The sequence below is a fragment of the Hyphomicrobium zavarzinii ATCC 27496 genome, from assembly GCF_000383415.1.
In the GTDB taxonomy this organism is placed as follows: domain Bacteria; phylum Pseudomonadota; class Alphaproteobacteria; order Rhizobiales; family Hyphomicrobiaceae; genus Hyphomicrobium_C; species Hyphomicrobium_C zavarzinii.
Window position 1 is genome coordinate 295,609 of sequence record NZ_KB911257.1, and the last position, 20,300, is coordinate 315,908.

Sequence of the window (20,300 nt, forward strand, 5' to 3'; positions counted from 1 at the left end):
CCGCTGCGCATGCAGTGCGGCGCCAAGACCCGCGCGGGCGCCTCATGTCAGGCGCCGGCAATGCCCAACGGCCGTTGTAAGCTCCACGGAGGGCGTTCCACCGGTCCTCTCTCGGATGCCGGCCGAGAAAGGATTGCGGCCGCTCAACGACGGCGGTGGGCAACGTGGCGAGCCGAGCGCCATGCGCTTCAGCCTTGACCTATACTTGACGGAAACCGTCGCGCATCATGGGGTATTAGAGAGCGTCAGGAAATGGCGGATAGCGCAGAAGGCACCGGCGGCGGCGAACGCCCAATAGGGTGGTTCAACTATGGATGCAGCTATCTGGATGCGGCGGAGCACCTCGTCCGAGCGATCGAGCAAGGGCAGCTAACCCTTCGCTTCGATAGCCCCGTGTCCTTTCTTGTCGGGCATGGCCTCGAACTCCTGATCAAGGCCTATCTGCGATCAGCGGGCATGACTGACGCACAGGTTGAGAGGATTGGCCATAATCTCCAGACGCTCCTCTCCACCGCCGCAGCTCGGAACCTGGATTTCGAACTCACCGAGCTCGAGCAGGGGCACGTCGCTCTTCTGAATAGAGATTTCGGGGGGCGGCCCTACGCGGTCCGGTATCTAAGGACAGGTGCAAAGCAGGTGCACGACGATCGGGTCGTTCTCGCCGCGGCTCGGCGCCTTGAAGATCATATCAGGCCCGGAGTCCTTGCGTCTATGCGTGGAAGCTAGTCGACTGGTGCTTTGCGCAGGGCCTGTCGCGCAAATCGACGAACGCGCTTCGTAAACTGGCGCTTGATTTTCCTCAGCTCTCCGCGGCGCCAACGCAGCATGCGGCGACTGCGACGCGAAAACGCATCACACTCTATCCCAGCACTGCCGCGGTTGCCCATCATGGATACGTCGTCCCTCTAGGGCTAACAATCTATGCAACACGCCACGTTGCGCAACACCCTATACGGGTGAGGCTCGGTGTTGCGCACGAGGTTTCAGCCCGACTGGTTTCAGAAGAGGTTTCAGGTGAAACCGGGGGCTGTGACGGGAGGGTTTCCGCCAGACTGGTTTCCGAGCCGGTTTCCAGCGGAAACCGGGGGGCGTCGGGTTCGGATGCGCACCAACGAGAGCGCACCACCCGAACGCACCAGCCCAAGCTGGGGGGCGGTTACAGGTCGGTTGCAGGTGGCAGGGGTGTGTGCAACCTCGTGGCGCGTGCCACCATGCGCGATCACCGGCACCCATTGCCGGAATTTGGGATTGGCGGCATGCGATGCCGGTCTGCCGTGTGTCACCTGTTTCACGGGCAGGCGCGCGAGGCAGCGCCAGCGCGCCAACCGGTCGGGCTCGGCCGGACGGGTCGGGTCGAGCCGGACGGGTTGCGCCCGACCGCCCACCCGATTCGTCCGCAAGAATTACGCCCGTAAATTTTGCCCCCGTTATTCTTACGGGGGTTCTGGCTTCCGGTCGCGGCGCGGCCTGATCCACCGCGCGCCGCTGCCTCGTGCGCCATCCTCGGGCTGGAGTTCCACGCCCGCCGCGAGAAGGGCAGCAACGATGCGATCCCAAACATCGGCGGAGACGTGGCCGTGCCGTCGGCTCGGCGAGACGCTGAACGGCCCGCCAATCTCGATCCGATGAACGGTGCGAGGCGTCACGCCTGCCTTCTCAGCCAGATCGGCGACCGTCAAGCTGGCGAGCGCTCGAGCCGCCGTGATCTGGCGGCCATCGAAGGTTGGAAATTCATCCATGGCGCCCGTTCAACCACGATTTCAAATAGGGCTCAATGGCATCCCTTTACAGGGATAAATTATATCCCTATATTGGATGTGACAAGAGGTGATTATCGCTACCTATCGGCTCAACGGGGAAGCCATGAACTCGATCGTCGTCACCTACAATAACGGACAGGTCGCTCCGCACGCTGGTCTCTCGGAAAGCGCCCGGGCCTTTGCCGCGGCGTCGCTCGCCGAGAACACGCGGCGAGCCTACGCCGCGCAGTGGCGGCTCTGGACGGCCCACTGCCAGGCGAACGGCCTCACCGCTCTTCCTGCCGACACGACGGCCGTGGCGAATTGGATCGCCCAGCGCGCAACGGAGGGCGACGTCGGCGGCAAGCGCCGCAAGGCCGGCGCGCGCGGCCAAGCGATCGCGACGCTCAGGACCGCGCTCGCCGCGATCGGCGCCGCGCATCAGGCCAACGGCATCGTGCTCGATACCGGCGCCGCCGAGTTGCGCATGGTCCTGAAAGGCATCCGCCGCGAGAAGACGGAAAAGATCGCCAAGGCCGCGCCGCTCCGCGCTGGGCTGCTCATGGAGGTGATCGCGGCTTTGGGCGACACGCCCCTCGAGGTTCGCGATGCTGCCTTGCTGTCGCTCGGCTATGCGTTCGCGCGCCGCCGCTCCGAACTCGCTGGCCTCGATCTCGATCGCCTCGGCGACGGTGATGGCGTGCTTTCCAGCGATGCTCATGCTCTGACCGTCACCCTCATCCGGCACAAGACCCAAGCCGGTGAACCGCTGGTTTCGACCGTGCCCCGCGACGGAAGCGAAACCGCGGTGAAGGCGATCGAGCGCTGGGTAGCTCTCGCCGCCGTCAAATCGGGCGAACCGGTCCTGCGCCGAGTGCTCAAAGGCGGTAAGATCACCACCGAGCGCCTGCACCCGCAGAGCGTCACCGGCATCATCCAGCGCCGCGTTGCCGAGCACTTTATGCGCAAGGGCGTGCCGGCCGCCGTCGCCCAGCGCGAGGCCGAACTCTATTCCGGCCACTCCCTCCGGCACGGCTTCTGCACCACGGCGGCTGAGGCGGGCGCCAGTGTCCAGGCGATCATGAGCGTCACCGGACACAAATCGGTCCCGATCGTCATGGGCTACACGGCCGCCGCAGATCGGGCGCGCATCAGCCCGCATCGGATCAAGGGCGTGGGGCTAACCTCGGCCGCTAAGCTTTAGGGCTTACCGACCCGTACCGAATCTATGGGGAACGGTGACGAACTCTCATGATGAGTTGGGCCGAAGGCGAATCACCCGGTAATGGATTGATATGATCCTTTCACTGGATGATATCGACAAACTCCGGAGGTCGAGACCGAGGCGCTTGCTAAAGGTGGGCGAGCTTCCAAATGCGGTCAGGGAGGCCTTGGGGCTGTCGGTCCCTGATGTGCACCTATCTACGGAGAGCCTGGAGCACATCAACAAGGATCATCCCGATGTGAATGACTTCGATCTGCTCCACCTGCCATTCGCCATCAAAAACGGACTGCTTCTAAGGGAGAACAAGAAGCCATCGATCTTGCTGGCGTTCTACAAAGTCCCCGAGGACGAGCGCTACTACATTGCTGCGTTCAAGCTGGCCGAGAAGGGAAGTGAAATCTGGCTTAGTAGCTTCTACCGGGCGAAGAAAAATCAGCACATCAAGCTACGGCGCAAGGCGACCGTGTTGCAGGAGAGACGCTGAAACAGAACAAGCGCGCCTCGGACCGGGCGCGCCTGCGCTGAATTCGAAGCAAGGTGGGGCCTGCCACGTCAACCCCACAAAATGCGCCCGCTGTCCGGAAATCCCTAGTGCGGTGCTACGGCAGGCAGATTAATCACCGTGTCACATGCTTCGAAGTTGAAGGTATGGAGTCGCCCTAACTCAGTCAATGATAGAAGTAGAATCTTTGATAAAATTCAATGGCTTACAATTTCATTAGTAGTTAGAATCGGTTAGGCGGTTTCGCGGTGTGCGCAACTTGTGGCGACTGTGTTGAAAGCGTGACGGGTTCGCAAATGTTCCCCGCGGGCGCCGGTTGACACGATCAGCGCCGATAAAGCGAATTAGAAACGAGCGATCGAAGGCTAGTACGCTGTGTGTATCTCGGTTCGATTCTAGAAAAATACGTCTACGAACGATACGTTTTGTGGGGGTGCAGTAAGCACGTGAATGCTTGCCCCGATGAGAAGCGGCGAGGCTGCAGGAGCGCGGACCAATGCAAACATTTCTCATACTTGCCGGGATGCTATGGGCCTTTGGCGGCATGGGAGTATTGGCGGCCGCGAAAAGCGCCATCCACGAGATACTCGCATGTCTTGCAATTTCCTTCGCGGTGATGTTCTGGGCTTTCGCGGCCGTGCTGCATCAGCTTCGAGCGACGGCGAACGCTTTGACAACGGCCATTCAGACAATCCCGCCCGACCAACGCAAGCACGAGGCGCACGCCAACGGGCACATGCGAGCAGATCCCGTTGACTACTGGCGACCGAGCCAAGCCGCTCAAGATCTCATCAACAGTGGCCACTAAACGGGTGGGTGGCATGGCGCGGAAGATCGGCCGGATCATCGGCGCGTCGCTAGTCTTCTGGTTCGCCGGACGAGTGTTGACCGGGGCAGGAGGCCAAACTGGCAGCGTACAGTCTCCAAGAGCAATCGAGAATGCTCGCCTCGATGCGGAAATTCAGCACGCTCTGAAGACGACGGGTACCTATGTTTCGACTGACAGTCGCTCTGCGCTTCCCCCGCGCGATGCTCTATGGGTTGCCCGCGTTGCGACCTTGGCTTGCCTATCTAAGCGAAGCATCGAGACGATCCAGTTGTTGGATGCCCTAGGGAAGAGCGGAGGCGTTCGAAACCCGGCGTCAGATCCATCGAAGACTGATTGCGTCCACGTCGCAGCCGGCACCCGCATCGCTGTCGATGACTGGGGAGGCAAGACCGACATAGCAACGGTGCTGGTGCGAGGGTCCCATCGACGCTTTATGATTGCAGGAGACATAGGTGTTGAGCGCTTTCGTTGATCGGTTGACGGATCGGGCCTCGATACATGTTTGAAATCACCGGCGACGACATCGCCCTTCTGAACGACACGGACCTGCGAACGCTGATCGGCCGCCTGTGCGAAGCCGATCTTCGTCGGCGAGGCCACTCGACCTCCTACGTCACCTGGGGCGGCAACCAGACCGCAAAGGACGGCGGGCTCGATGTCTATGTAGCGCTACCGAGCAAGACTTCGCACCAGATACATCCGCACGACAAAACCCCGGAGCGGTGAAGCTCCGGGGTTCAAGGAATTGCCGACAATCTCGGCAATTACTCCGCCGCCACGAGACGGTGGCACCTGCCGACGCGCTGGGCGGCGGGGATCAGGCCACGCTCGCGCATGTCCTTCAGCCACTTCGACGCCGTGCCCTTGTTGACGTGGTGGGCGTCGGCGAGTGCGTCCTGGCTGTCGATGCTGTGGCCGAGCGCAAGGCGCGTGACCACGTCGCGCTCGAATTCAACCCGCGATGACGGACGGTTGCCCCCGTTGCGCGGATTGTCGGGCTTCGGACCGCGACGGTTGCCGCCGTTGCCCGAGTTGCCGTCATCGGGGCGCTTCGGTTGCCCAGGGCCAACCGCGCCGTGGTTTCCCGAGTTGCCGCCGTTGTCGAGCAACCCGGCAACCGGGAACGACGACTGCAGGGTGTCCTTGACGCTCGGTTGCGCCAGTTGCCCGGCCCACGGTTTCCGAGCGTTCCAACGGTCGGCTTCGGTTTCCTCTCGCGGCTCGGCGAACAACGGTGCGCCGAACGTGGCAATCAGAACAGCCGCGAGGCCGAATGCCCAGGCCCAACCGCTGGCCGCATATACCTCGAACCACGTCGGCTCGGCCGGACGCGGCAGCGCATCGAGCTTGGCCTTGAGGCCGGGCAGCTTCTGCTCCAGCTCGATCTTGCGGATCGCGCCGGCCATTTCCTGCCGCAGTTCGAGGATCGGCTTGCAGGCCTCGAAGCTGTCCTGCCGGGTGACGTCGTTGCACTCCTTCGTGCGGCGGAACACCGTGCGATCGACCGGTGCTACGCTCATGGCCGCCTGAACCTCGGCCGGGGTGCGGGCCCCTTCGAGGCGTTTCCATTCCGCCGAGGCCTTGTCGTAGTCGGCCTTGGCGATGTCGTAGGCGGTGCGCTGGCCGCCCTCGTCGCCGGTCTTGCCGCGCTGGGCTTCGAGAAGCGTCAGAGCGAGCGCCGCGACGGAGACGGTGAGCAGCAGGAGCGCGATCGGGGCAGCGATGGTGCGCTGCCTTGCGAGCGCGCCGGGTTTGAATGCCACCCACGCAGCGCGAGCCTGCGAGAGCGACATGGCGATGGCGGCGAGGACGAGCACGACGCCCGCGATCGAAACCGTGGCTTCGAAGCCGAAGGCGGCGACGTTGACGGTGAAGTGCTCGAGCTGCATGCCGAGCCCGTAGGCGCGGAGTGCGTTGACGGACGCCTCGGCGATGATGGCCGCGCCGAGCGGCAAGTAGGCCCATGGCGGTACGCGCCAGGTCGTGGTATGCGTGGTCATGCTTTCAACTCCTAGCTGGGTTTGAAGCGTGAGGCTCACCGCCCGGCATTGCAGTGCCGGGGCTAACGGTGGGCCTTTTGCGTGAAGATCGATATCCGAGCCGCTTGCCGCTGCCTGCTGACCGAAGTCTCGCGCTGGTTTGCGGGGCGGGAAGGTCAATACCCCTCAGAAATCACCTTGACAGTTTAAAATATAACTCATAATTCTACATCGTCAAGTTTGTAATTAAACTCATGTCGAGATACAAGTGCGCATGACAACTGCAATCCTGGATCTCGCCATGTCACCGAAGAAAGATCAGCGCGAAAGCTATCTTCAGCCGAGCCGCGATGGGAAAAAGGCCTTGTTGTTGTGGTTGCCTGAAGATCTTCACAAAAAGCTCAAGCTTGCTGCGGTGGAGGATGAGACCTCCATGCAAGAGGTGGGGGAGAGAGTGTTTCGCGACTATCTAGCCAAGCGTGCGAAGCGAAAGGATTAGGAGGTCCGGAAATGACGAAACGCATCACAACCATCCCTGCCATGATCAAAGGCCTGGGCGGTGCCGAGAAGGTCGCACAGTTCCTCGGAACAAGTGCGACCGACGTGAGATCATGGGCGAAAAAGCGCAGCGTCCCGCCTGGATGGCACCTGCGGCTGTCGCTCTGGGGCAAGCATTTCGGGTTTGACATCGCCAACGGCGTGTTCGGGCTCCCGGAGAAATACCCGGCCGACCTCAAGGGCAACTGACAACCCGACGAATGGATATTTCGAATGTCGAACCATGACGACCAGCAGACCGCCGGCTCGGACGTTGAACCGCGGCCACTTCCCGAGGATAGCGTCGACGCCGTGCGCGGGATTGTCGAAATGATCTACTGCACCCGAGACGCCTGCTTCGCGAATGGCGCTCGAGAGAACAAGCCGATGGGGCAGGGACTTGACTTCCTGGCCCATGAGTTGGCTCGGCACTTGGACGTCATCGAGGACGCGCTCTTTCCGGGGCGCAGAGAACTCGGCTAGGGACGAGCACTTCTTCCAACAGGCCGACCTGCGCGCAACTGCCACGACTATCTGCTGTTGGTCTATTTGTTGGCACTCGTCGTTTTAGCGCCAGCTTATCACATTGTTTTAGAGCGGTTTTGTCCGCATAGTGTGACCGGCACTCTCCCGCCATTTTATCGCTCACGCGCCGATGGCGCTCCGCGAGGGCGCGGCACTCGCCGCGGGTCGCCTTGCTCCCCGGCCCTCAGGGCCGAAGCTCAATCTCCTTCCGCTGTACCGCTCACGCGCCGATGGCGCTCCGCGAGGGCGCGACCTTACGACATCGCGATTTCCTTCTCGCGCAGGGCGCGCTCGATGGCGACGTAGAGGTCGTTGATCACGGTCGAGCGGTGAGCGGGTTGCAGCACGAACGCGCGTACCTCGAACTCCAGCGCGTGGGCGCCGAAGCCGATGAAGAACACGCTCGGGGCAGGCGTATCGAGCACCTGCGGCGTCGCCTTCACCGCTTCGAGAATGAGCATCTGGGCCCGCAGCGTGTCCGTGCCGTAGGCGATCGAGACCTTGAGCGTCACGCGCGTGATGCTGTCGGTGCGCGTCCAGTTGATGACCTTCTCGGTGATGAGGGCCTTGTTGGGGATGATGATCTCGCGGTTCTCGCCGTCGGTCATGCTGGTGGCGCGGATGTGGATGCGCGAGACGGTGCCGGTGAGATTGCCGATGGTCACCGTGTCGCCGACACGGACCGGGCGCTCGAACAGGATGATGAGGCCCGAAATAAAGTTGGCGACGATCTCCTGCAAACCGAAGCCGACACCGACGCCAAGCGCAGCCACGATCCATTGTACCTGGCTCCAATCGAAACCAATGCTGCGGAAGGCAAAGATGAGGCCGACGATGGCGATCACATACCGGCTCACCGCACCGACCGCATAGCGGGTTCCGGCCTCGATACGCAGGCGATGAAGCGCCGTGATCTCGAGCAGCCCGGGCAGATTGCGGGCGGCGATGAAGGTGATGACGCCGATCGCGAGCGCGACCATGACGTTGGACACCGTCACCGGGACAAGGCGGGTCGCGCCGTCCACCGTCACCGTCTGCTGCCAGAGGGCGACGTCGAGGAGAGCGAGCGAAGGAATCGCTTCGCGCCAGAACAACCACAGGCAGGCAGCCAGAAGCAGGAACGCGATGAGACGGACGAGCTTGCGCGTCTGATCGCTGATGGAGGCGATATCGACCTCCGGCTCCTGCTGCAGAACGGGGGGCGCCTCTCCGGCTGCCTCGCTCGCCTCCACGGCGGCCGCCTGGGCACGTGCCTTCTCGCGGCGCTCATGGGCGCGCTTGATTTCGAGGCGGCGTCGGGCGACGAGCACCTCGCGCATGGCGACGTTGTAGACGAGGAAGGCGCCGACCGCGATGGCAACCGAGAGGATGAGGCTGGTCTGGATCTGCGCCGCGCCATCATAGTAGCCCGCGAGCGCGAGTCCGGCGATGGCGAGTGGCGTCATCCAGAGCAGGCTGTGCCACAACACGCGCGTGACCCAGAGCGCGCCCCCGGGCGTCAGGCGCTCTGCGAAAATACCGCGCCGCGGTCCCGTGACCCGGGCCACGAAGATCGATACCGCCAGGGCGCCCACAAAGAAGGCGAGCCGCCCGAGGCCATCACGCAGGTTCTGGGCGCTGCTGACGCTGATGGCGCCCAAGATGAACGCGACCGGCGTGACGACGTACTTCAGCCACTTGAGGTCCTTCCAGAGCACCACGCGGGCACGATCCGACCAGCCGAAGTGGGCGGAGAACAATCCGCCCTCCACGCAGACGAACTGGGCGAAGCGCAGGAATGCGAGAAGGGACGCCGCACTGAGGAGGCCCGCGCCGACGGCGAACGCAAACTCTGAGGCAAGGGGTGGCTGCGTGAGAAGCCAGCCGGCGAAGCCGATCAGGATCGGGGTGTTGGCGGCCAGCAGAGCCGTGATCAACAGCGCTTCGGGCGTGCGCCAGTAGCTATCGGTCGAGTAGCGGCCCACGGCCTCGGCGATGGCGCGGAGGCGCGCCAGCAGCCGCCGCGAGAACACGGTGAGCACGCCGAAGACGGCGAATGCGGCCAACGCCGGGATCGGGTTCGCCATCAAGCGCTCGAAGAGCGTTTTGCCGGTGGCCATCCAGGCCTCCGGAGACGCGATCCAATCGAGGCTCTCCTTGACCTGGTTCAGCGAGCTGAAGCTCACCGGTCCTGAGCTCGGCAGCCAGAGAAGGCGGCTGTTGAGAAGCGCGCCGAGCTGGGTCGTCTGATTGAGCAGGTCCCGCTCGGCGCCGTTCAGCTCGGCGAGCTGGCTGATACGGGCGGCCAGCGCGTCATGCAGCTGCACGTAAACCTCGCGGCGGGCGACCGCGAGCTTCTCGATGGCGGGGCGGACATCCGGCGGCGGCACAGGCTCGCCCTGCTTGAGCGAGCTTGCGAGCACGCGATCTGCCATGCCGGCCGCATCGGCCAGCGCACGGCGGCCTTCATCGGCTTGCAAGCGCTTCAGACGTGCATCGACGATGGCCTGGTCGCGATCCCAGATGCGCCGCTGGAGCCTGCTGGTGGAGGGAAGCTGGGCGCGCATGGTGCGCAGAAATTCGCTGAACTCGCCGCCGATACTGCCGATCTCCAGAACCTGCTGGGCGGCGGCCTTGCTGTCGCGAATGCGCGCGATCTCGGCCTGAACTTCTGCGAGCTTTGCCTTGCCCTCCTCGAGCGCACGCGCCGTCTCGGCCTCGCGCTGACGGAGCACCTCGGTATCCTTCACGAAGGCGCGCAATACGGGGTGCTGAGAAGCGAGCTTGCGGGCTTCGCGGTCGATTTCCTGCTGCCGCTTGTCGGTCTCGGCCTGCTTCAGCGCGTTGACGCGGGCTTCCAGAATGGGAATGCGGCGTGACAGCTTTTCGAGCTTGGCGGCTGCAAGATCGCGCCGGGCCGTGGTCGCGGCCTGGCGCGAGGGAAGGCTGATCAGCTCCTGATCCAGCATGTTGAGTTTCGCAGAGCGCGCACGCCGCTCCGACAGAAGCGCCGACCGGCGCGCATCGGCGATGATCGGATCCTCTTCGCGCGGCTGCATGTTCTCCGGATTCTCGAGCGCATCGAGGGCCTGCTTCTCCGCCAGCTGCTCGTCGCGCGCCGCGGTCGAACGCGTGCTCATGTCGCGCAGCCGCGTTTCGAACTGGCCAAGCTCGGTCTTGAGAGTGGCCGCCTCGCTGTTGGCCGCATCGAGCGCCTGCTGCGCCTCCGTCAGCGGCAGCGTTTCGGTGCGCTTGGCAAACTCATCGTCGTTTCCTTCCTTTTGCAGAGCTTCCAGCTGCTGCTTGGCTTCCGCCTGGCGCTCGGGCGCGCGCTGGCTCGATTCCTGGAAGCGTCCGGCCGCAGCCGCGCTCGCAACCGCCGCCTCGCTTTGACCGAGCGAAGCACGCAGGAGCGTAAGAGCCTGGTCGCGAATCCCCGGGGCGATGTCGGTGCGTGCCTCGAGCTCGGCAATTCTCGATTTGATGCGATCGACTGCGCGCTCAGGGCCGGTGGGGGCTTCCGCCGCATCGTCTTTGGTTGCCGGTGTCCCGTCGCCCTTTGCGGCTGGCGCGGGGGCCGCCCCATCGGGGGCGGGCGCGGCGGCAGGCGGCGGCGTTGCCGGAGCCGCGGCAGCCGGCGCGGGCGTGGCTGCGGGGGCTGTTGCCGGAGGGGCCGCAGCAGCAGGAGCTGGAGGAGCAGGCGGCACGGCGGCTGCGGGAGCCGCGGGCGGCGCTGGCTTGGCCGCGGGCTCAGCAGGCTTCTGTGCCGGTGGCGCGGCCTGCGGCTGCGCGGCAGGAGCGGCTTGGACCGGAGCCGGATGCGCTGCAGGCGGCGGGGCCTGGGCAAGCGATGCTGCGGGCATAACGAAGAACGCGAACGCAAGCGCGCCGCATCCGAGGCTCAGTCGAGGACATTTCATCATGGGCGCCGAACTAGCCGCATCTGTGCTGGCAATCAACCATCCGCGCCGGGATTCGACGATTCGAGCGGCGCGCGGGTAGGTGGGTAGATTTTTCTTCTTTCTGGCCTTTGTGTGGCATGGGGCTTGTCCGCGAGCGGTACGGCGTTCAAGCCCCCCTCACTTCGCGCTTCAGGACGCGTCCAGGCCCGTTGCCGCACACACCACGGCCGCCAAGCGATCGAGGTGATTGCCGTCGAGGGGCTCGAGGCTCGCGGCGAGCGACGCCAGTCCGTCCGCGTCGGCCGAGGCGAGGGGGAGCGTGGCGAGCCAGCGCTCGGCCACGAGGCCGGCGACGGCTTCGTCATCGCGCGCGGGCTTCACCTTGTCCGGCACCAGTGCGACGGCGGGACGGCGGGAGAGGGCTGCTTCCGTCATCATCGACATGGAGTCGCTCGTCACCAGGACGAGGTCGCAATCGAACGATCTCTCGATGGAGCCGGGCCCGGCCGTGCGGAAGTCGATCAGCGACACCGCGCCTGCCAGCTTCCCGGCCAGCGGCAGCACGTGATCGTAGGCAGCGGACGGCGTGCGCGGGGAGGTGACGATGGTGAGGCGGCAGCCGAGCTTTTCGACAAGCGCCTCCGCGAGAGACGCGAGGCGGCGCCAGTCGTCCGGCTCGAAGGCCGCGTACCACGTCGGGCCGCCGATCAGAATGCTGACGCGCGCGCCCCGCATGTCGGCAGCGCTTTGGATGGGGCGGGGAAGGGGAACGCGATCCGGATCGAAAGGCGTCGGTTTCGGACCGGCAACGACCTTCGGCGGCTCGGCAACCGAGGCGTAGGGCGTCAGCACCAGACGGAAACGGTCCAGCGCGAAGCCGCGCGTGGAGCCGCTGAAGACATTCGGCACGTTCCAGATCCGCGCGAGGCCCACATTGGCCGCGAGCGTGGCGCCGCCCGCGGAAACGATGATGTCGGGCTTCTCCATGCGTCCGGGATCGACGCCATGCACGGCGGGAAGAAACCAACCAGGCGGCAGCAGACGGCCGAGCTTCGGCACCAACGCCTTGGGAAGCGGCAGGCGCAAGCCGATCTCGAGGCGATCAACGACGATGGGGCCCCGGCGGCTCAGCGAGGCCACGACGCCTTCGCTTTGCCGATAATGGCCGGGACGGCCGTCGGAGATCAGGAGCACGCGCACGGGCCTGGTGCCGTGTCCTGTGTCTGTCGGTTGATGTTGCAGGCGTATCCCCTAGCCGTGTGTCCCGTCGGGCCATTCTCTGAAACCTCACCGATCTTGTCCATCGGGCGAAGCCTCCGCCAAACGCTCCTGGGGCCGACGTTCCGGGGGACGATCCATCTCGGGTTCAACCCGGATGCCCCAAGCCGTCGTCAGCCGACAAACATTTTCTTTGATCGGCACCGATTGCGGACGTAATACTCCAGACATTCAATTCATTCAGCCCCGGTTCGCGCGCTCGGAAGCGCCGGATCGGACGGGGGCATTAGGGATCGTGCGGACGGGGGCTTGCCCGGCTGCTCACCCTTCGAGGAAAACGGAAGGCGTCAAAGGGGCGTTGCCCGGATGCTCTAGGCTTTCCGCGTCTCCCTCCGGCATACTGGCGCATAGGGTTCACTTCCAGGCAGGCTTTTCATGTCTCTCGGTGCACGCGTCTTCGTGTTCGTCGTCTATTTCCTGCTGGCGCTCTCCTTCGTCGCGCAGACGGCCCTCCTGTTCTGGGAGTTCGGCCCGGAGAAGGCGCTGATCTTCGCGACCTTCGACAGCCACCTCTTTCTCTTCTTCCCGACGCTCGGGCTGGTGGCGCTGGCGGCGTTCTATCTTCCGTCCTGCGCCTTCGTGGACATGTACTGGCGGCACGTCTCGTTCGGGCGCCTCAGGTTTCTCGTGGGCCTCATCATCGTCGGCGCGGCGGCGGTCTATATCGCGCTCGGGCTCTCGGCCAATCCGCACCGCTCGGTGTGGGACATCAAGCCGGCGACGCTCATGGCCGACAAGAGCGAGCCTGCGGGGTGCGGCGATGCCAGCAAGCCCTGCGAACGCATCGCCTTGATCGAAGGCGTCACCAATCTCTCCGAGGTCAGCCGCCGGCGCATCGGCGTGCGGGAATTCTATCGCTCCTGCCAAGCGGAACCGCTGATCGAGGCCGGCACTGCCGAGGAAACCAAGCGCTTCTGCTTCGCCTCGACGCCACTGTCGGAAGCGCCGCGCCTCAGCACGGATGCGGAATGCTGCCGCGCGCAGCAGCGCTTCCAATCGACGATCGACCGCCTGTACGTCGATCCGACGCAGCAGTCGATCACGGGGCGCATTCACAAGCTTCTCTTGCCGGCGAAGGTGTTCTTCCTGTTCCTGCTGCTCGCCATCAGCGTCCTGCTCACGCTGCGGCATACCGGCGTGAAGCGGCACTATCCGGATCGCATCAGCCGGATCGAGGTCAGCGTGCTGGTCGGCGCTGCGGCGATGATCTTCTTCCCGCTGATGAGCCAGGCTTACGTCCAGTCTGCGGATGCGCTGTTCGGCGTGCAGCAGAAGGGCGGCTTTCGCTCCATTGTGACGCTGATGAGCTTCCTGTTCGGCGCGTGGGCGATGCTGTTGCTGCTGTTCTCGTTCCGCCAGCACGATCAGGATCTGGAGCTGGCCGCCAAGCTCGCCGGCGTGGCCGCCAGTACGATCGCCGTGTTCAAGTACGATCTGCTGGTCTCGATCATCGTGCGCTATCTGGGCTCGGGTGCCGATACGCTGGCCGTTGCGGTTCTGATCGGATTGGCGCTGCTGGCGGTGGTGGTTCTGATGTCGCCGTTTGCCCGCCGCGTGTTCGTCGGATCGGACGTGAAGGCGACGGAGGCAACACAATAAGTGGTCACTCCGGCCGCGCAGAACTGCGCGCCGGATCTCAAAGCGGGTTGCTTCGGCAGGGTGCTAGTGCCGAATGTCCGTTTCGACCTCATCCATGTGGGACTTGATCACACTCGCCGTTTCATCGGCGAGCTTCTGGTTGAGCCGGGCGAAGTACTGGAACTCGGCCTGGTACTGCTGCTGCGCGCGCTGAATGAAGTCGGAATACGCCGCAAACAGATCCTGCACCGTCTTGCATTCCATGAACCGCTGCGAGGCGGCCATATCCTCGTTCAAGCGCCGATTGACGAAGCCCAGCCACTCGTTGTTCGCCCGCGAGACCTGCTCGAGAAAGCGCCCATTCAATTCGGTCATGGCTGCGAACATCGGCCGGTTCATACTCAACCAGGCCTCGAAGGAGGCCAGTCCTGGATTCTTATCCAGGCCCTGGTCGGCTAGCGATCTTGACGCGTTTGCATTCATCGTACGCTCCTCCACCAGTCGTCCGGCTGCACGAGACGCCGGACCTACGCAAATATCGAAGACGCGATCGGCAATTGTGAAATGCACAATGCCTTCTGTGGTTGCACATCACTATTCCGGACTGGCGCGGAAATGAGCCTGGCGACCAATCCCAGGAGAGCGCTCTCACGAACGAGACGATCTCCTCCCTTATCACGTGATCGAGCACCCACAGTGTGCTCGTCGCTTAGGCAACAATGCGCGATTGTTTCGAAGTTATCCACAACATCCAGGCACCTTTGCGACGGTTTGTCCCGGCTGGGAGATGCGTTCAAAAATCACACGCAGATTGATCCTTCTCAACGGCTTTGGCGTTTGGTCTTCAAAATCAAACCCGTTCGTGCGTTCCTCATCTCAACGCGGAAAATTTCCCCGCGAACGGCGTTCTCAAATTGAGCGAGCCCATGTCGAATTTTTTCGTGTCACTCGCGGATCTCTGGATCAGGCGTGCTGCCGCTCCGAAGCCCGAGGCCTTCGCTCTCGTTCGCGATCTTTCGCCTGCCGTCGTCATCACCGGTGCGTCGCGTGGAATAGGACGTGCGCTTGCGCAACGCTTCGCGGAGGCGGGGCACGATCTTGTTCTGATCGCGCGCGCGCCGGATCCGCTCGAGAAGACCGTGCAGGAGCTCTCCCGCTCGACCAAGTCTCGCGTGGTTCCGCTTGCGCTCGACGTCACGGCGCCGGATGCCCCGCAACGGCTGGACGCCGCGCTCGCGGCCGCCGGGTTCTATATGGACGTGCTCGTCAACAATGCGGGCATCGGACTTTCCGGGCCATTCGTTGAACAGGAGGACGCGGACATCGAGCGGCTCATCGCTCTCAACGTCACCGCCGCGACCCGCCTCATGCATCACGCGTTGCCCGCGATGCTCGCGCGTGCACGTGGCGGCATCCTGAACGTGGGTTCGCTCGGCGGGCTCGTGCCTGGCCCCAATCAAGCGGCCTACTATGCGAGCAAGGCCTATCTCATCTCGTTGACGGAGGCGGTGGGCCACGAGGTTCGTGGACGCGGCGTGCGCCTCGCGGTGGTGGCGCCGGGGCCCGTCGAGACGACGTTCCATCGCTCCATGCGGGCGGAGGGCGCGCTCTACAGAACCCTGGTGCCGAGCATGAGCGCGGAGGCGGTGGCGCGCAGTTCCTACAGAGGCTACCGAATTGGCCGTACCGTGATCGTTCCCGGCGTTCTCCCGGCGCTCAATGCAATTGCGCTCAAGTTCCTGCCTCACGCCCTCAGTGTGCCGCTGGTGGGCTTTCTGCTTTCAAACGGATCGCGCCGCGCTTCTTGATCTCTTCCGGTGCGACCAATTGTACGGATTGCGTCCTTAGCGTTCCCGATCGAACAAAGTTTGCAGAGTTGAAACGATTTCGCGCTCTAATGACACTCAAGCGCCAGGGAATTGGTCCCGCGTACCTTGGTTGCAGATAGCGGCGGCCTGGCGAGACGAAGAGTCTCGATAGGTCGCCGCCATTGCTTTCAATCCGTATTAAGAAGTCTTAACCGCTCGTGACCTTGTCACGGAGCGCGTTTCGCGTTTGCCGCGCTCAAGCCGCGCCCTTGGTCTTTGCTGCGACCTGACGCGCGAGCTTCTCGACAAGAGCCTTGTCGATCTTTGCGGGCTTGCGGCCAATAGGGCGGTCGGGCTTGTCGGCCGTCACGTCGCCGACCGAGACGGGATCGCTCGCGGGGAACGTGTCTTTGAGCGCTTCGTCAAGCTGGCTCTCGAGCTCGGCCTTCGGAAGCTTTTCTTTCACTGTCATGGTTTCCTCCCGAAATCCCATCTGCGATCTAAAAACGCCGCGCGTTCTAGATGCGGCGGCGCAATGCGCGATACCCGGGCTCGACGTAATCCGACAGCCGCTCGAGCAGATCGTTGTTGCGGCGGGCCGGCGACATCTTCCAGAGCGCACCGGCCGCGCAGGCGAACGCTGCGACGACACCGAGAGCGAGAAGCGGCTGCTCCTGCACGAAGCGCTTGGTGGCGGAGACCGCCTCGTCCACGCTCTCGCCCGCGCTCTTCAGCGCCTTCGCGCCTTCCGTCTTGACGGTATCGGCGACATCCTCGGCCTTGTTCTTGAGCTGCTGGACGGTGTCCTGCGCGTCGCGGGCGCGCGCCGATGCGTTGCCCTGATAGGACTCGAACGATTGGGCCATGTGCTGCTCCTTGGCGTTGTGAGTGAACGGGGGTGAATGGGAAGGTTCAACCGGTCAACGCAGAAGCGCGCATTTCGTTCCAGCGGGTGCCGGAACCCACGCTCGGCGTGGCGCGTTCGACGAGAGATCTTCAGCTCTTCGCGAGGGCGCTCAGATGAACGTGTCCGGCTACACCGACAGCGACATCAAACTTTTCAAAGCCGTGCTCGACGCCTCCATGACCGAGAGCATGGCATGTGGCGCCGCCATTCCCCTCGACCTCATGACCATGCGGCTGTTCAAGGCCGCGCGCGAGGGCGAGCGTGATCCACAACGGCTCGTTGAAGCGGTGCTCGGGCTGCACTAGGCGCCAGCTAAAGTGCCGGGAGCGGCCGGGTTTGGTCCCGGCTGTGGTTCCCTCGCACTAGAGAGGGAGTCGCGCGCTGGCGAAGATAAGGGGCTGATTCGTTCGGGGGCCCCTTATGAAAGACTCGCAAAAGCAGACCCTTTGCTTTCTTGTCCTTGGCACGAGCCTGGCCGTGCTCCTTCAGAACCTCGCCAAGCGCCGGTATGTCGTCACAACCCGGCCGATCACGCGTACTGGCGGAGGTGAGGTCATCGATTTCGCGGCCTGGAAGGAGCTTCGGGGCCGCAATCAGGTTTTGATGTAAGGGTATCGCCCCACAAACGCCGGTTCGCCCAGATCCGGCGGCGCGCGCGCCGGCCACGATCACGGTGGCGCGCCGACGAGATAGATTTTTCGAAAGTCCCTGGAAATAGTGGTGCCGCAAACAGGACTCGAACCTGTGACCCCGTCATTACGAATGACGTGCTCTACCAACTGAGCTATTGCGGCGAGGCTGCCGTGCGGGAGCCGACTTACAAAATAAGGCTCAGCAGCGCGCCTTGATAGGCCGAAACGGCCCGGCGTTCAAGGCCCCGCCTTCAGCAAATTCTGTCTTCGGCCTGGGGCCAGCCGCCGCATTCCCTCGGGGCGCAGGATTCGGAACCCACTTTGGGTGTCAAAGCGTTAACATGGCGGACCTCGTCACTCCACCACACACGGAGGGGGAGCATGACAATGACGTCGCGGAACCCTGTTCTGGACGATCTGATCGCGCGGATGCGCCAACCCATCAATGTGCGGGACCACGCCAACGAGGAGGCGGTTCGCATCATGGTGAGGCTCGGCCTAAGTCACCCGATGACCCTGGCCGCAGCCTTGAAGGTGGTCGCGTCCGAGATGAGGCATGGGCGGATGCAGGAAATCGAGGCGACGGCGCGGGCGCTCCACGCCAAGCTTCTGCGGCGGCACGACGAGCCCGGCACTCCGCAGTGACGCGGATCACAGCCGCCAGACGGACGTGCGCTTGATCTCGGCGTCCTCGAGCTCGCGGGTTACGGGAACCTGATACTCCGCCGCGAGCGTGAACCGGCCAACCGGAAAATAGGAGCGCTTGGGATCCCCGATCAGCACGGAGGCGCCGGACGCGGCCGCCTGCTCGATGTAGGCGGTGACGCGGGCCGCAAGCTCGCGCTCGTAGAAGAGATCGCCGACCAGGATCACGTCGGCCCGCTCCGGCGCGCTGGCCAGCAAGTCCTCTCCCGTGGTTTCCACTTCGACAGAATTGAGCGCCGCATTGAGCCTCACGGCCGCAAGCGAAAACGCGTCGATGTCGGCAGCCAGAACTTTCGCCGCCCCTGCGCGCTTTGCAGCGATGGCGGTGAGACCGGAGCCCGAGCCCAAGTCGATGACGGAGAGGCCGCGCACGAGCGCGGGCGTATCGAGAAGATAGCGCGCAAGTGCCTGTCCGCCAGCCCAGGCGAAAGCCCAGTAAGGCGGCGGCACGTTCATCTCGCCCAGCTCTTCCTCGGTCTTCTGCCAAATGGGCAGACTTTCCTCGGCAAGGTGAAGGCGGATCTCCGGCACGAGCGGCGGCGTGAGCGGGCGTGTGTTGGCAGCGATGAACGCTTCGGCGCGGGGCGCCTCGTTCGGGGCGCTCACGCCTTGGCTTTCTTGGTGCGTTTCGCCGGCGAAGGCGCCACGCCGGCCATGCGGCACACCTCGGCCCACTCCTTTTCGGTCACAGGCTGCACGGAGAGGCGCGAGGCGGTGACGAGCTTCATCTCGGCGAGCTTCGGATTGGCCTTCACGTCCGCAAGCGTGACGGGGCGCGGCATGGGCTCCACGGCCCGCACGTCCACGCACTCCCACGCGCCCGTGTCGTCCGTTCCATCCGGATGCGCCAGCACGATCACCTCGCAGATGCCGACGATCTCCTTGCCGATGTTCGAGTGATAGAAGAACCCGAGATCGCCGATCTGCATCGCGCGCATGTTGTTGCGCGCCTGAAAGTTGCGTACGCCCGTCCAAGGCTCGCCCTTGGCGCCCTTCGAGACGAGTTCATCCCAGGAGAACGCGTCGGGCTCGGATTTGAAAAGCCAATAGGCCATGGAAGCGTCGATCTCCGAGTGTGTAGGACGGGGTGCACCTTACGCCATATTCGGCGTGTCTCAAGCCTCAGTCCTCGGCCTTGAACGGGCGGCGCAGAAGGCCGGAGATGGCATCGTCCACGCTCACGCGCCCTTCCAGAACGGCGTGTACGGCTTCCGTGATCGGCATCTCGATGCGCTTCTCCTCCGCAAGCCGCACGACGGCCGCCGCGGTGTAGACACCTTCGGTCACGGCAACACGCGCGCCGAGCACGGCTGCGAGCGTCTCACCCTGGCCCAGCGCGCGACCCAGGCTCATATTGCGCGACTGCACGCTGCCGCAGGTGAGGACGAGATCGCCGAGGCCAGAGAGCCCCATCATGGTCTCGGGCCGCGCGCCGAGCACGTGGCCGAGCCGGCGCATCTCGGCAAAGCCGCGCGTCACGATGGCTGCGTGTGCGCTGGCGCCGAGGCCCTTGCCGTGGACGATGCCGGCGGCGATGGCGAGCACGTTCTTCAAGGCGCCGCCCAGCTCGACGCCGACGATGTCGTCCGACCAATAGAGGCGAAGCTGGCGATCCCCCAGCCGCTCGGCCAATTGCCTGCCGAGGGTTTCGTTGCGGCAGGCGATGGTGAGCGCCGCGGGCAGGCCACGGGCCACGTCCGCCGCGAAGCTCGGGCCTGAGAGCACGGCGAGCATCACATCCGGCGCGGTCTCGGCGATGACCTCGCCCAAGAGCTTGCCCGTCTGCTGCTCGACGCCCTTCGCGCAGACGACGAGCGGCTGGCCGGGGCGGACGAGGCGGGCCAGCGTCGCGGTGATGGCACGCACGTGCTGGGCGGGGCAAACCAGCAGAATGGCATCGGAAGCCGCGCAGTCCTCGAGGCGCGCGGTGGCCTTGAGCCGGGTATCCAGCTCGACGCCAGGAAGGAACGAGCGGTTGACGTGGCGCTCGTTGATGTCGGCCACGGTGTCCGGCTCGCGCGCCCACAGCACGACATCGCGCCCGGCGAGAACGAGGGTCTGCGCAAGCGCGGTTCCCCAGGCTCCGCCCCCGATGACACCGATGCGATTGATGGTCATGAGCTCACGCTCCCAATTGGGCCCCCGGGACGGGCGCGTTGCCGCGTCCCCAGCGGC

The 20,300-nt window shown here is 64.2% G+C and carries 24 protein-coding genes and 1 tRNA gene; 14 read left to right on the forward strand and 11 right to left on the reverse strand.

Annotation, left to right across the window (positions count from 1 at the left end; genetic code table 11):
• Positions 1-9 precede the first annotated feature (9 nt).
• Both F812_RS27275 and F812_RS0109315 read left to right on the forward strand, forming a co-directional pair.
• On the forward strand, positions 10-198 hold the full coding sequence (locus tag F812_RS27275; protein ID WP_083929163.1) for an HGGxSTG domain-containing protein: 189 nt from the start codon (positions 10-12) through the stop codon (positions 196-198).
• A 54-nt stretch (positions 199-252) separates the two neighbouring features.
• The gene (locus F812_RS0109315; protein ID WP_020085703.1) at positions 253-726 is read left to right on the forward strand and encodes a hypothetical protein; all 474 of its coding nucleotides are present in this window, start codon (positions 253-255) and stop codon (positions 724-726) included.
• Positions 727-1,433: 707 nt separating this feature from the next.
• Here the strand turns inward: F812_RS0109315 and F812_RS23330 are convergent.
• Positions 1,434-1,739 carry a helix-turn-helix domain-containing protein gene (locus F812_RS23330; protein ID WP_020085704.1) on the reverse strand — a complete coding sequence of 102 codons (306 nt, stop codon included), beginning with the start codon at positions 1,737-1,739 and terminating at the stop codon, positions 1,434-1,436.
• Between the two features lie 88 nt (positions 1,740-1,827).
• On the opposite strand from F812_RS23330, the gene F812_RS0109325 reads away from it, so the two are divergent.
• From F812_RS0109325 to F812_RS0109340, 4 genes are all read left to right on the forward strand, one after another.
• Positions 1,828-2,943 (forward strand): tyrosine-type recombinase/integrase, encoded by a 1,116-nt coding sequence (locus tag F812_RS0109325; protein WP_156827343.1) that lies wholly within the window; start codon positions 1,828-1,830, stop codon positions 2,941-2,943.
• 91 nt (positions 2,944-3,034) lie between these two features.
• On the forward strand, positions 3,035-3,448 hold the full coding sequence (locus F812_RS0109330) for a hypothetical protein (protein WP_020085706.1): 414 nt from the start codon (positions 3,035-3,037) through the stop codon (positions 3,446-3,448).
• Positions 3,449-3,962: 514 nt separating this feature from the next.
• Positions 3,963-4,274: a hypothetical protein gene (locus F812_RS0109335; protein ID WP_020085707.1), complete on the forward strand. Its 312-nt coding sequence runs from the start codon at positions 3,963-3,965 to the stop codon at positions 4,272-4,274.
• Between the two features lie 519 nt (positions 4,275-4,793).
• Positions 4,794-5,021 carry a hypothetical protein gene (locus F812_RS0109340; RefSeq protein ID WP_020085708.1) on the forward strand — a complete coding sequence of 76 codons (228 nt, stop codon included), beginning with the start codon at positions 4,794-4,796 and terminating at the stop codon, positions 5,019-5,021.
• Between the two features lie 38 nt (positions 5,022-5,059).
• On the opposite strand, the gene F812_RS0109345 is transcribed toward F812_RS0109340, so the two are convergent.
• Complete coding sequence (locus tag F812_RS0109345; protein ID WP_020085709.1) at positions 5,060-6,295, reverse strand: hypothetical protein; 1,236 nt, start codon at positions 6,293-6,295, stop codon at positions 5,060-5,062.
• 253 nt (positions 6,296-6,548) lie between these two features.
• On the opposite strand from F812_RS0109345, the gene F812_RS23335 reads away from it, so the two are divergent.
• From F812_RS23335 to F812_RS0109360, 3 genes are read left to right on the forward strand one after another with little or no spacing between them, the layout of a single operon-like run.
• Positions 6,549-6,773: a hypothetical protein gene (locus tag F812_RS23335; protein ID WP_020085710.1), complete on the forward strand. Its 225-nt coding sequence runs from the start codon at positions 6,549-6,551 to the stop codon at positions 6,771-6,773.
• Between the two features lie 11 nt (positions 6,774-6,784).
• Positions 6,785-7,021: a hypothetical protein gene (locus F812_RS0109355; RefSeq protein WP_020085711.1), complete on the forward strand. Its 237-nt coding sequence runs from the start codon at positions 6,785-6,787 to the stop codon at positions 7,019-7,021.
• A gap of 24 nt (positions 7,022-7,045) precedes the next feature.
• Positions 7,046-7,294 (forward strand): hypothetical protein, encoded by a 249-nt coding sequence (locus tag F812_RS0109360; protein WP_020085712.1) that lies wholly within the window; start codon positions 7,046-7,048, stop codon positions 7,292-7,294.
• Positions 7,295-7,590: 296 nt separating this feature from the next.
• On the opposite strand, the gene F812_RS0109365 is transcribed toward F812_RS0109360, so the two are convergent.
• Together F812_RS0109365 and F812_RS0109370 are read right to left on the reverse strand one after the other, a co-directional pair.
• Complete coding sequence (locus F812_RS0109365) at positions 7,591-11,238, reverse strand: mechanosensitive ion channel domain-containing protein (protein WP_020085713.1); 3,648 nt, start codon at positions 11,236-11,238, stop codon at positions 7,591-7,593.
• A gap of 168 nt (positions 11,239-11,406) precedes the next feature.
• The gene (locus F812_RS0109370) at positions 11,407-12,417 is read right to left on the reverse strand and encodes an ELM1/GtrOC1 family putative glycosyltransferase (protein WP_020085714.1); all 1,011 of its coding nucleotides are present in this window, start codon (positions 12,415-12,417) and stop codon (positions 11,407-11,409) included.
• Positions 12,418-12,870: 453 nt separating this feature from the next.
• Here F812_RS0109370 and F812_RS0109375 point away from each other — a divergent pair, with 453 nt between their 5' ends.
• Positions 12,871-14,094: a hypothetical protein gene (locus tag F812_RS0109375; RefSeq protein ID WP_020085715.1), complete on the forward strand. Its 1,224-nt coding sequence runs from the start codon at positions 12,871-12,873 to the stop codon at positions 14,092-14,094.
• Between the two features lie 63 nt (positions 14,095-14,157).
• Here the strand turns inward: F812_RS0109375 and F812_RS0109380 are convergent, their stop codons facing one another.
• Positions 14,158-14,556: a phasin family protein gene (locus F812_RS0109380; protein WP_020665372.1), complete on the reverse strand. Its 399-nt coding sequence runs from the start codon at positions 14,554-14,556 to the stop codon at positions 14,158-14,160.
• 443 nt (positions 14,557-14,999) lie between these two features.
• Between F812_RS0109380 and F812_RS0109385 the strand changes: the two genes are divergently transcribed.
• Positions 15,000-15,881: an SDR family NAD(P)-dependent oxidoreductase gene (locus F812_RS0109385; RefSeq protein ID WP_156827345.1), complete on the forward strand. Its 882-nt coding sequence runs from the start codon at positions 15,000-15,002 to the stop codon at positions 15,879-15,881.
• Positions 15,882-16,137: 256 nt separating this feature from the next.
• On the opposite strand, the gene F812_RS0109390 is transcribed toward F812_RS0109385, so the two are convergent.
• Together F812_RS0109390 and F812_RS0109395 are read right to left on the reverse strand one after the other, a co-directional pair.
• Positions 16,138-16,353 carry a hypothetical protein gene (locus tag F812_RS0109390; protein ID WP_020085718.1) on the reverse strand — a complete coding sequence of 72 codons (216 nt, stop codon included), beginning with the start codon at positions 16,351-16,353 and terminating at the stop codon, positions 16,138-16,140.
• 46 nt (positions 16,354-16,399) lie between these two features.
• Complete coding sequence (locus F812_RS0109395; RefSeq protein ID WP_020085719.1) at positions 16,400-16,747, reverse strand: DUF883 family protein; 348 nt, start codon at positions 16,745-16,747, stop codon at positions 16,400-16,402.
• Between the two features lie 154 nt (positions 16,748-16,901).
• Here F812_RS0109395 and F812_RS23340 point away from each other — a divergent pair, with 154 nt between their 5' ends.
• Complete coding sequence (locus tag F812_RS23340) at positions 16,902-17,093, forward strand: hypothetical protein (protein WP_020085720.1); 192 nt, start codon at positions 16,902-16,904, stop codon at positions 17,091-17,093.
• 115 nt (positions 17,094-17,208) lie between these two features.
• Complete coding sequence (locus tag F812_RS0109405; protein WP_020085721.1) at positions 17,209-17,397, forward strand: hypothetical protein; 189 nt, start codon at positions 17,209-17,211, stop codon at positions 17,395-17,397.
• A gap of 109 nt (positions 17,398-17,506) precedes the next feature.
• On the opposite strand, the gene F812_RS0109410 is transcribed toward F812_RS0109405, so the two are convergent.
• Positions 17,507-17,582 (reverse strand) — tRNA-Thr (locus F812_RS0109410).
• Between the two features lie 219 nt (positions 17,583-17,801).
• Between F812_RS0109410 and F812_RS0109415 the strand changes: the two genes are divergently transcribed.
• Entirely contained in the window at positions 17,802-18,065 is a 264-nt protein-coding gene (locus F812_RS0109415; protein WP_020085722.1) for a hypothetical protein, read from the forward strand.
• Positions 18,066-18,071: 6 nt separating this feature from the next.
• Here the strand turns inward: F812_RS0109415 and F812_RS0109420 are convergent, their stop codons facing one another.
• The 3 genes from F812_RS0109420 to F812_RS0109430 all read right to left on the reverse strand — a co-directional run bounded on the left by F812_RS0109420 (position 18,072) and on the right by F812_RS0109430 (position 20,243).
• Positions 18,072-18,731, reverse strand: a complete 660-nt coding sequence (locus tag F812_RS0109420; RefSeq protein WP_020085723.1) for a class I SAM-dependent methyltransferase — start codon at positions 18,729-18,731, stop codon at positions 18,072-18,074.
• Entirely contained in the window at positions 18,728-19,180 is a 453-nt protein-coding gene (locus F812_RS0109425) for an EVE domain-containing protein (RefSeq protein WP_020085724.1), read from the reverse strand. Before F812_RS0109425 ends, F812_RS0109420 begins: the two co-directional genes overlap by 4 nt.
• 67 nt (positions 19,181-19,247) lie before the next feature.
• Positions 19,248-20,243, reverse strand: coding sequence for an NAD(P)H-dependent glycerol-3-phosphate dehydrogenase (locus tag F812_RS0109430; protein ID WP_020085725.1), 996 nt, complete (start codon positions 20,241-20,243; stop codon positions 19,248-19,250).
• Positions 20,244-20,300: the final 57 nt, after the last annotated feature.

Bases quoted from the DNA above. Each gene is read 5' to 3' on its own strand.
- F812_RS27275 (WP_083929163.1), top strand. From the start codon at position 10: ATGCAGTGCGGCGCCAAGACCCGCGCGGGCGCCTCATGTCAGGCGCCG.
- F812_RS0109315 (WP_020085703.1), top strand. From the start codon at position 253: ATGGCGGATAGCGCAGAAGGCACCGGCGGCGGCGAACGCCCAATAGGG.
- F812_RS23330 (WP_020085704.1), bottom strand. From the start codon at position 1,739: ATGGATGAATTTCCAACCTTCGATGGCCGCCAGATCACGGCGGCTCGA.
- F812_RS0109330 (WP_020085706.1), top strand. From the start codon at position 3,035: ATGATCCTTTCACTGGATGATATCGACAAACTCCGGAGGTCGAGACCG.
- F812_RS0109335 (WP_020085707.1), top strand. From the start codon at position 3,963: ATGCAAACATTTCTCATACTTGCCGGGATGCTATGGGCCTTTGGCGGC.
- F812_RS0109340 (WP_020085708.1), top strand. From the start codon at position 4,794: ATGTTTGAAATCACCGGCGACGACATCGCCCTTCTGAACGACACGGAC.
- F812_RS0109345 (WP_020085709.1), bottom strand. From the start codon at position 6,295: ATGACCACGCATACCACGACCTGGCGCGTACCGCCATGGGCCTACTTG.
- F812_RS23335 (WP_020085710.1), top strand. From the start codon at position 6,549: ATGACAACTGCAATCCTGGATCTCGCCATGTCACCGAAGAAAGATCAG.
- F812_RS0109355 (WP_020085711.1), top strand. From the start codon at position 6,785: ATGACGAAACGCATCACAACCATCCCTGCCATGATCAAAGGCCTGGGC.
- F812_RS0109360 (WP_020085712.1), top strand. From the start codon at position 7,046: ATGTCGAACCATGACGACCAGCAGACCGCCGGCTCGGACGTTGAACCG.
- F812_RS0109365 (WP_020085713.1), bottom strand. From the start codon at position 11,238: ATGATGAAATGTCCTCGACTGAGCCTCGGATGCGGCGCGCTTGCGTTC.
- F812_RS0109375 (WP_020085715.1), top strand. From the start codon at position 12,871: ATGTCTCTCGGTGCACGCGTCTTCGTGTTCGTCGTCTATTTCCTGCTG.
- F812_RS0109380 (WP_020665372.1), bottom strand. From the start codon at position 14,556: ATGAATGCAAACGCGTCAAGATCGCTAGCCGACCAGGGCCTGGATAAG.
- F812_RS0109385 (WP_156827345.1), top strand. From the start codon at position 15,000: ATGTCGAATTTTTTCGTGTCACTCGCGGATCTCTGGATCAGGCGTGCT.
- F812_RS0109390 (WP_020085718.1), bottom strand. From the start codon at position 16,353: ATGACAGTGAAAGAAAAGCTTCCGAAGGCCGAGCTCGAGAGCCAGCTT.
- F812_RS0109395 (WP_020085719.1), bottom strand. From the start codon at position 16,747: ATGGCCCAATCGTTCGAGTCCTATCAGGGCAACGCATCGGCGCGCGCC.
- F812_RS23340 (WP_020085720.1), top strand. From the start codon at position 16,902: ATGAACGTGTCCGGCTACACCGACAGCGACATCAAACTTTTCAAAGCC.
- F812_RS0109405 (WP_020085721.1), top strand. From the start codon at position 17,209: ATGAAAGACTCGCAAAAGCAGACCCTTTGCTTTCTTGTCCTTGGCACG.
- F812_RS0109415 (WP_020085722.1), top strand. From the start codon at position 17,802: ATGACAATGACGTCGCGGAACCCTGTTCTGGACGATCTGATCGCGCGG.
- F812_RS0109425 (WP_020085724.1), bottom strand. From the start codon at position 19,180: ATGGCCTATTGGCTTTTCAAATCCGAGCCCGACGCGTTCTCCTGGGAT.
- F812_RS0109430 (WP_020085725.1), bottom strand. From the start codon at position 20,243: ATGACCATCAATCGCATCGGTGTCATCGGGGGCGGAGCCTGGGGAACC.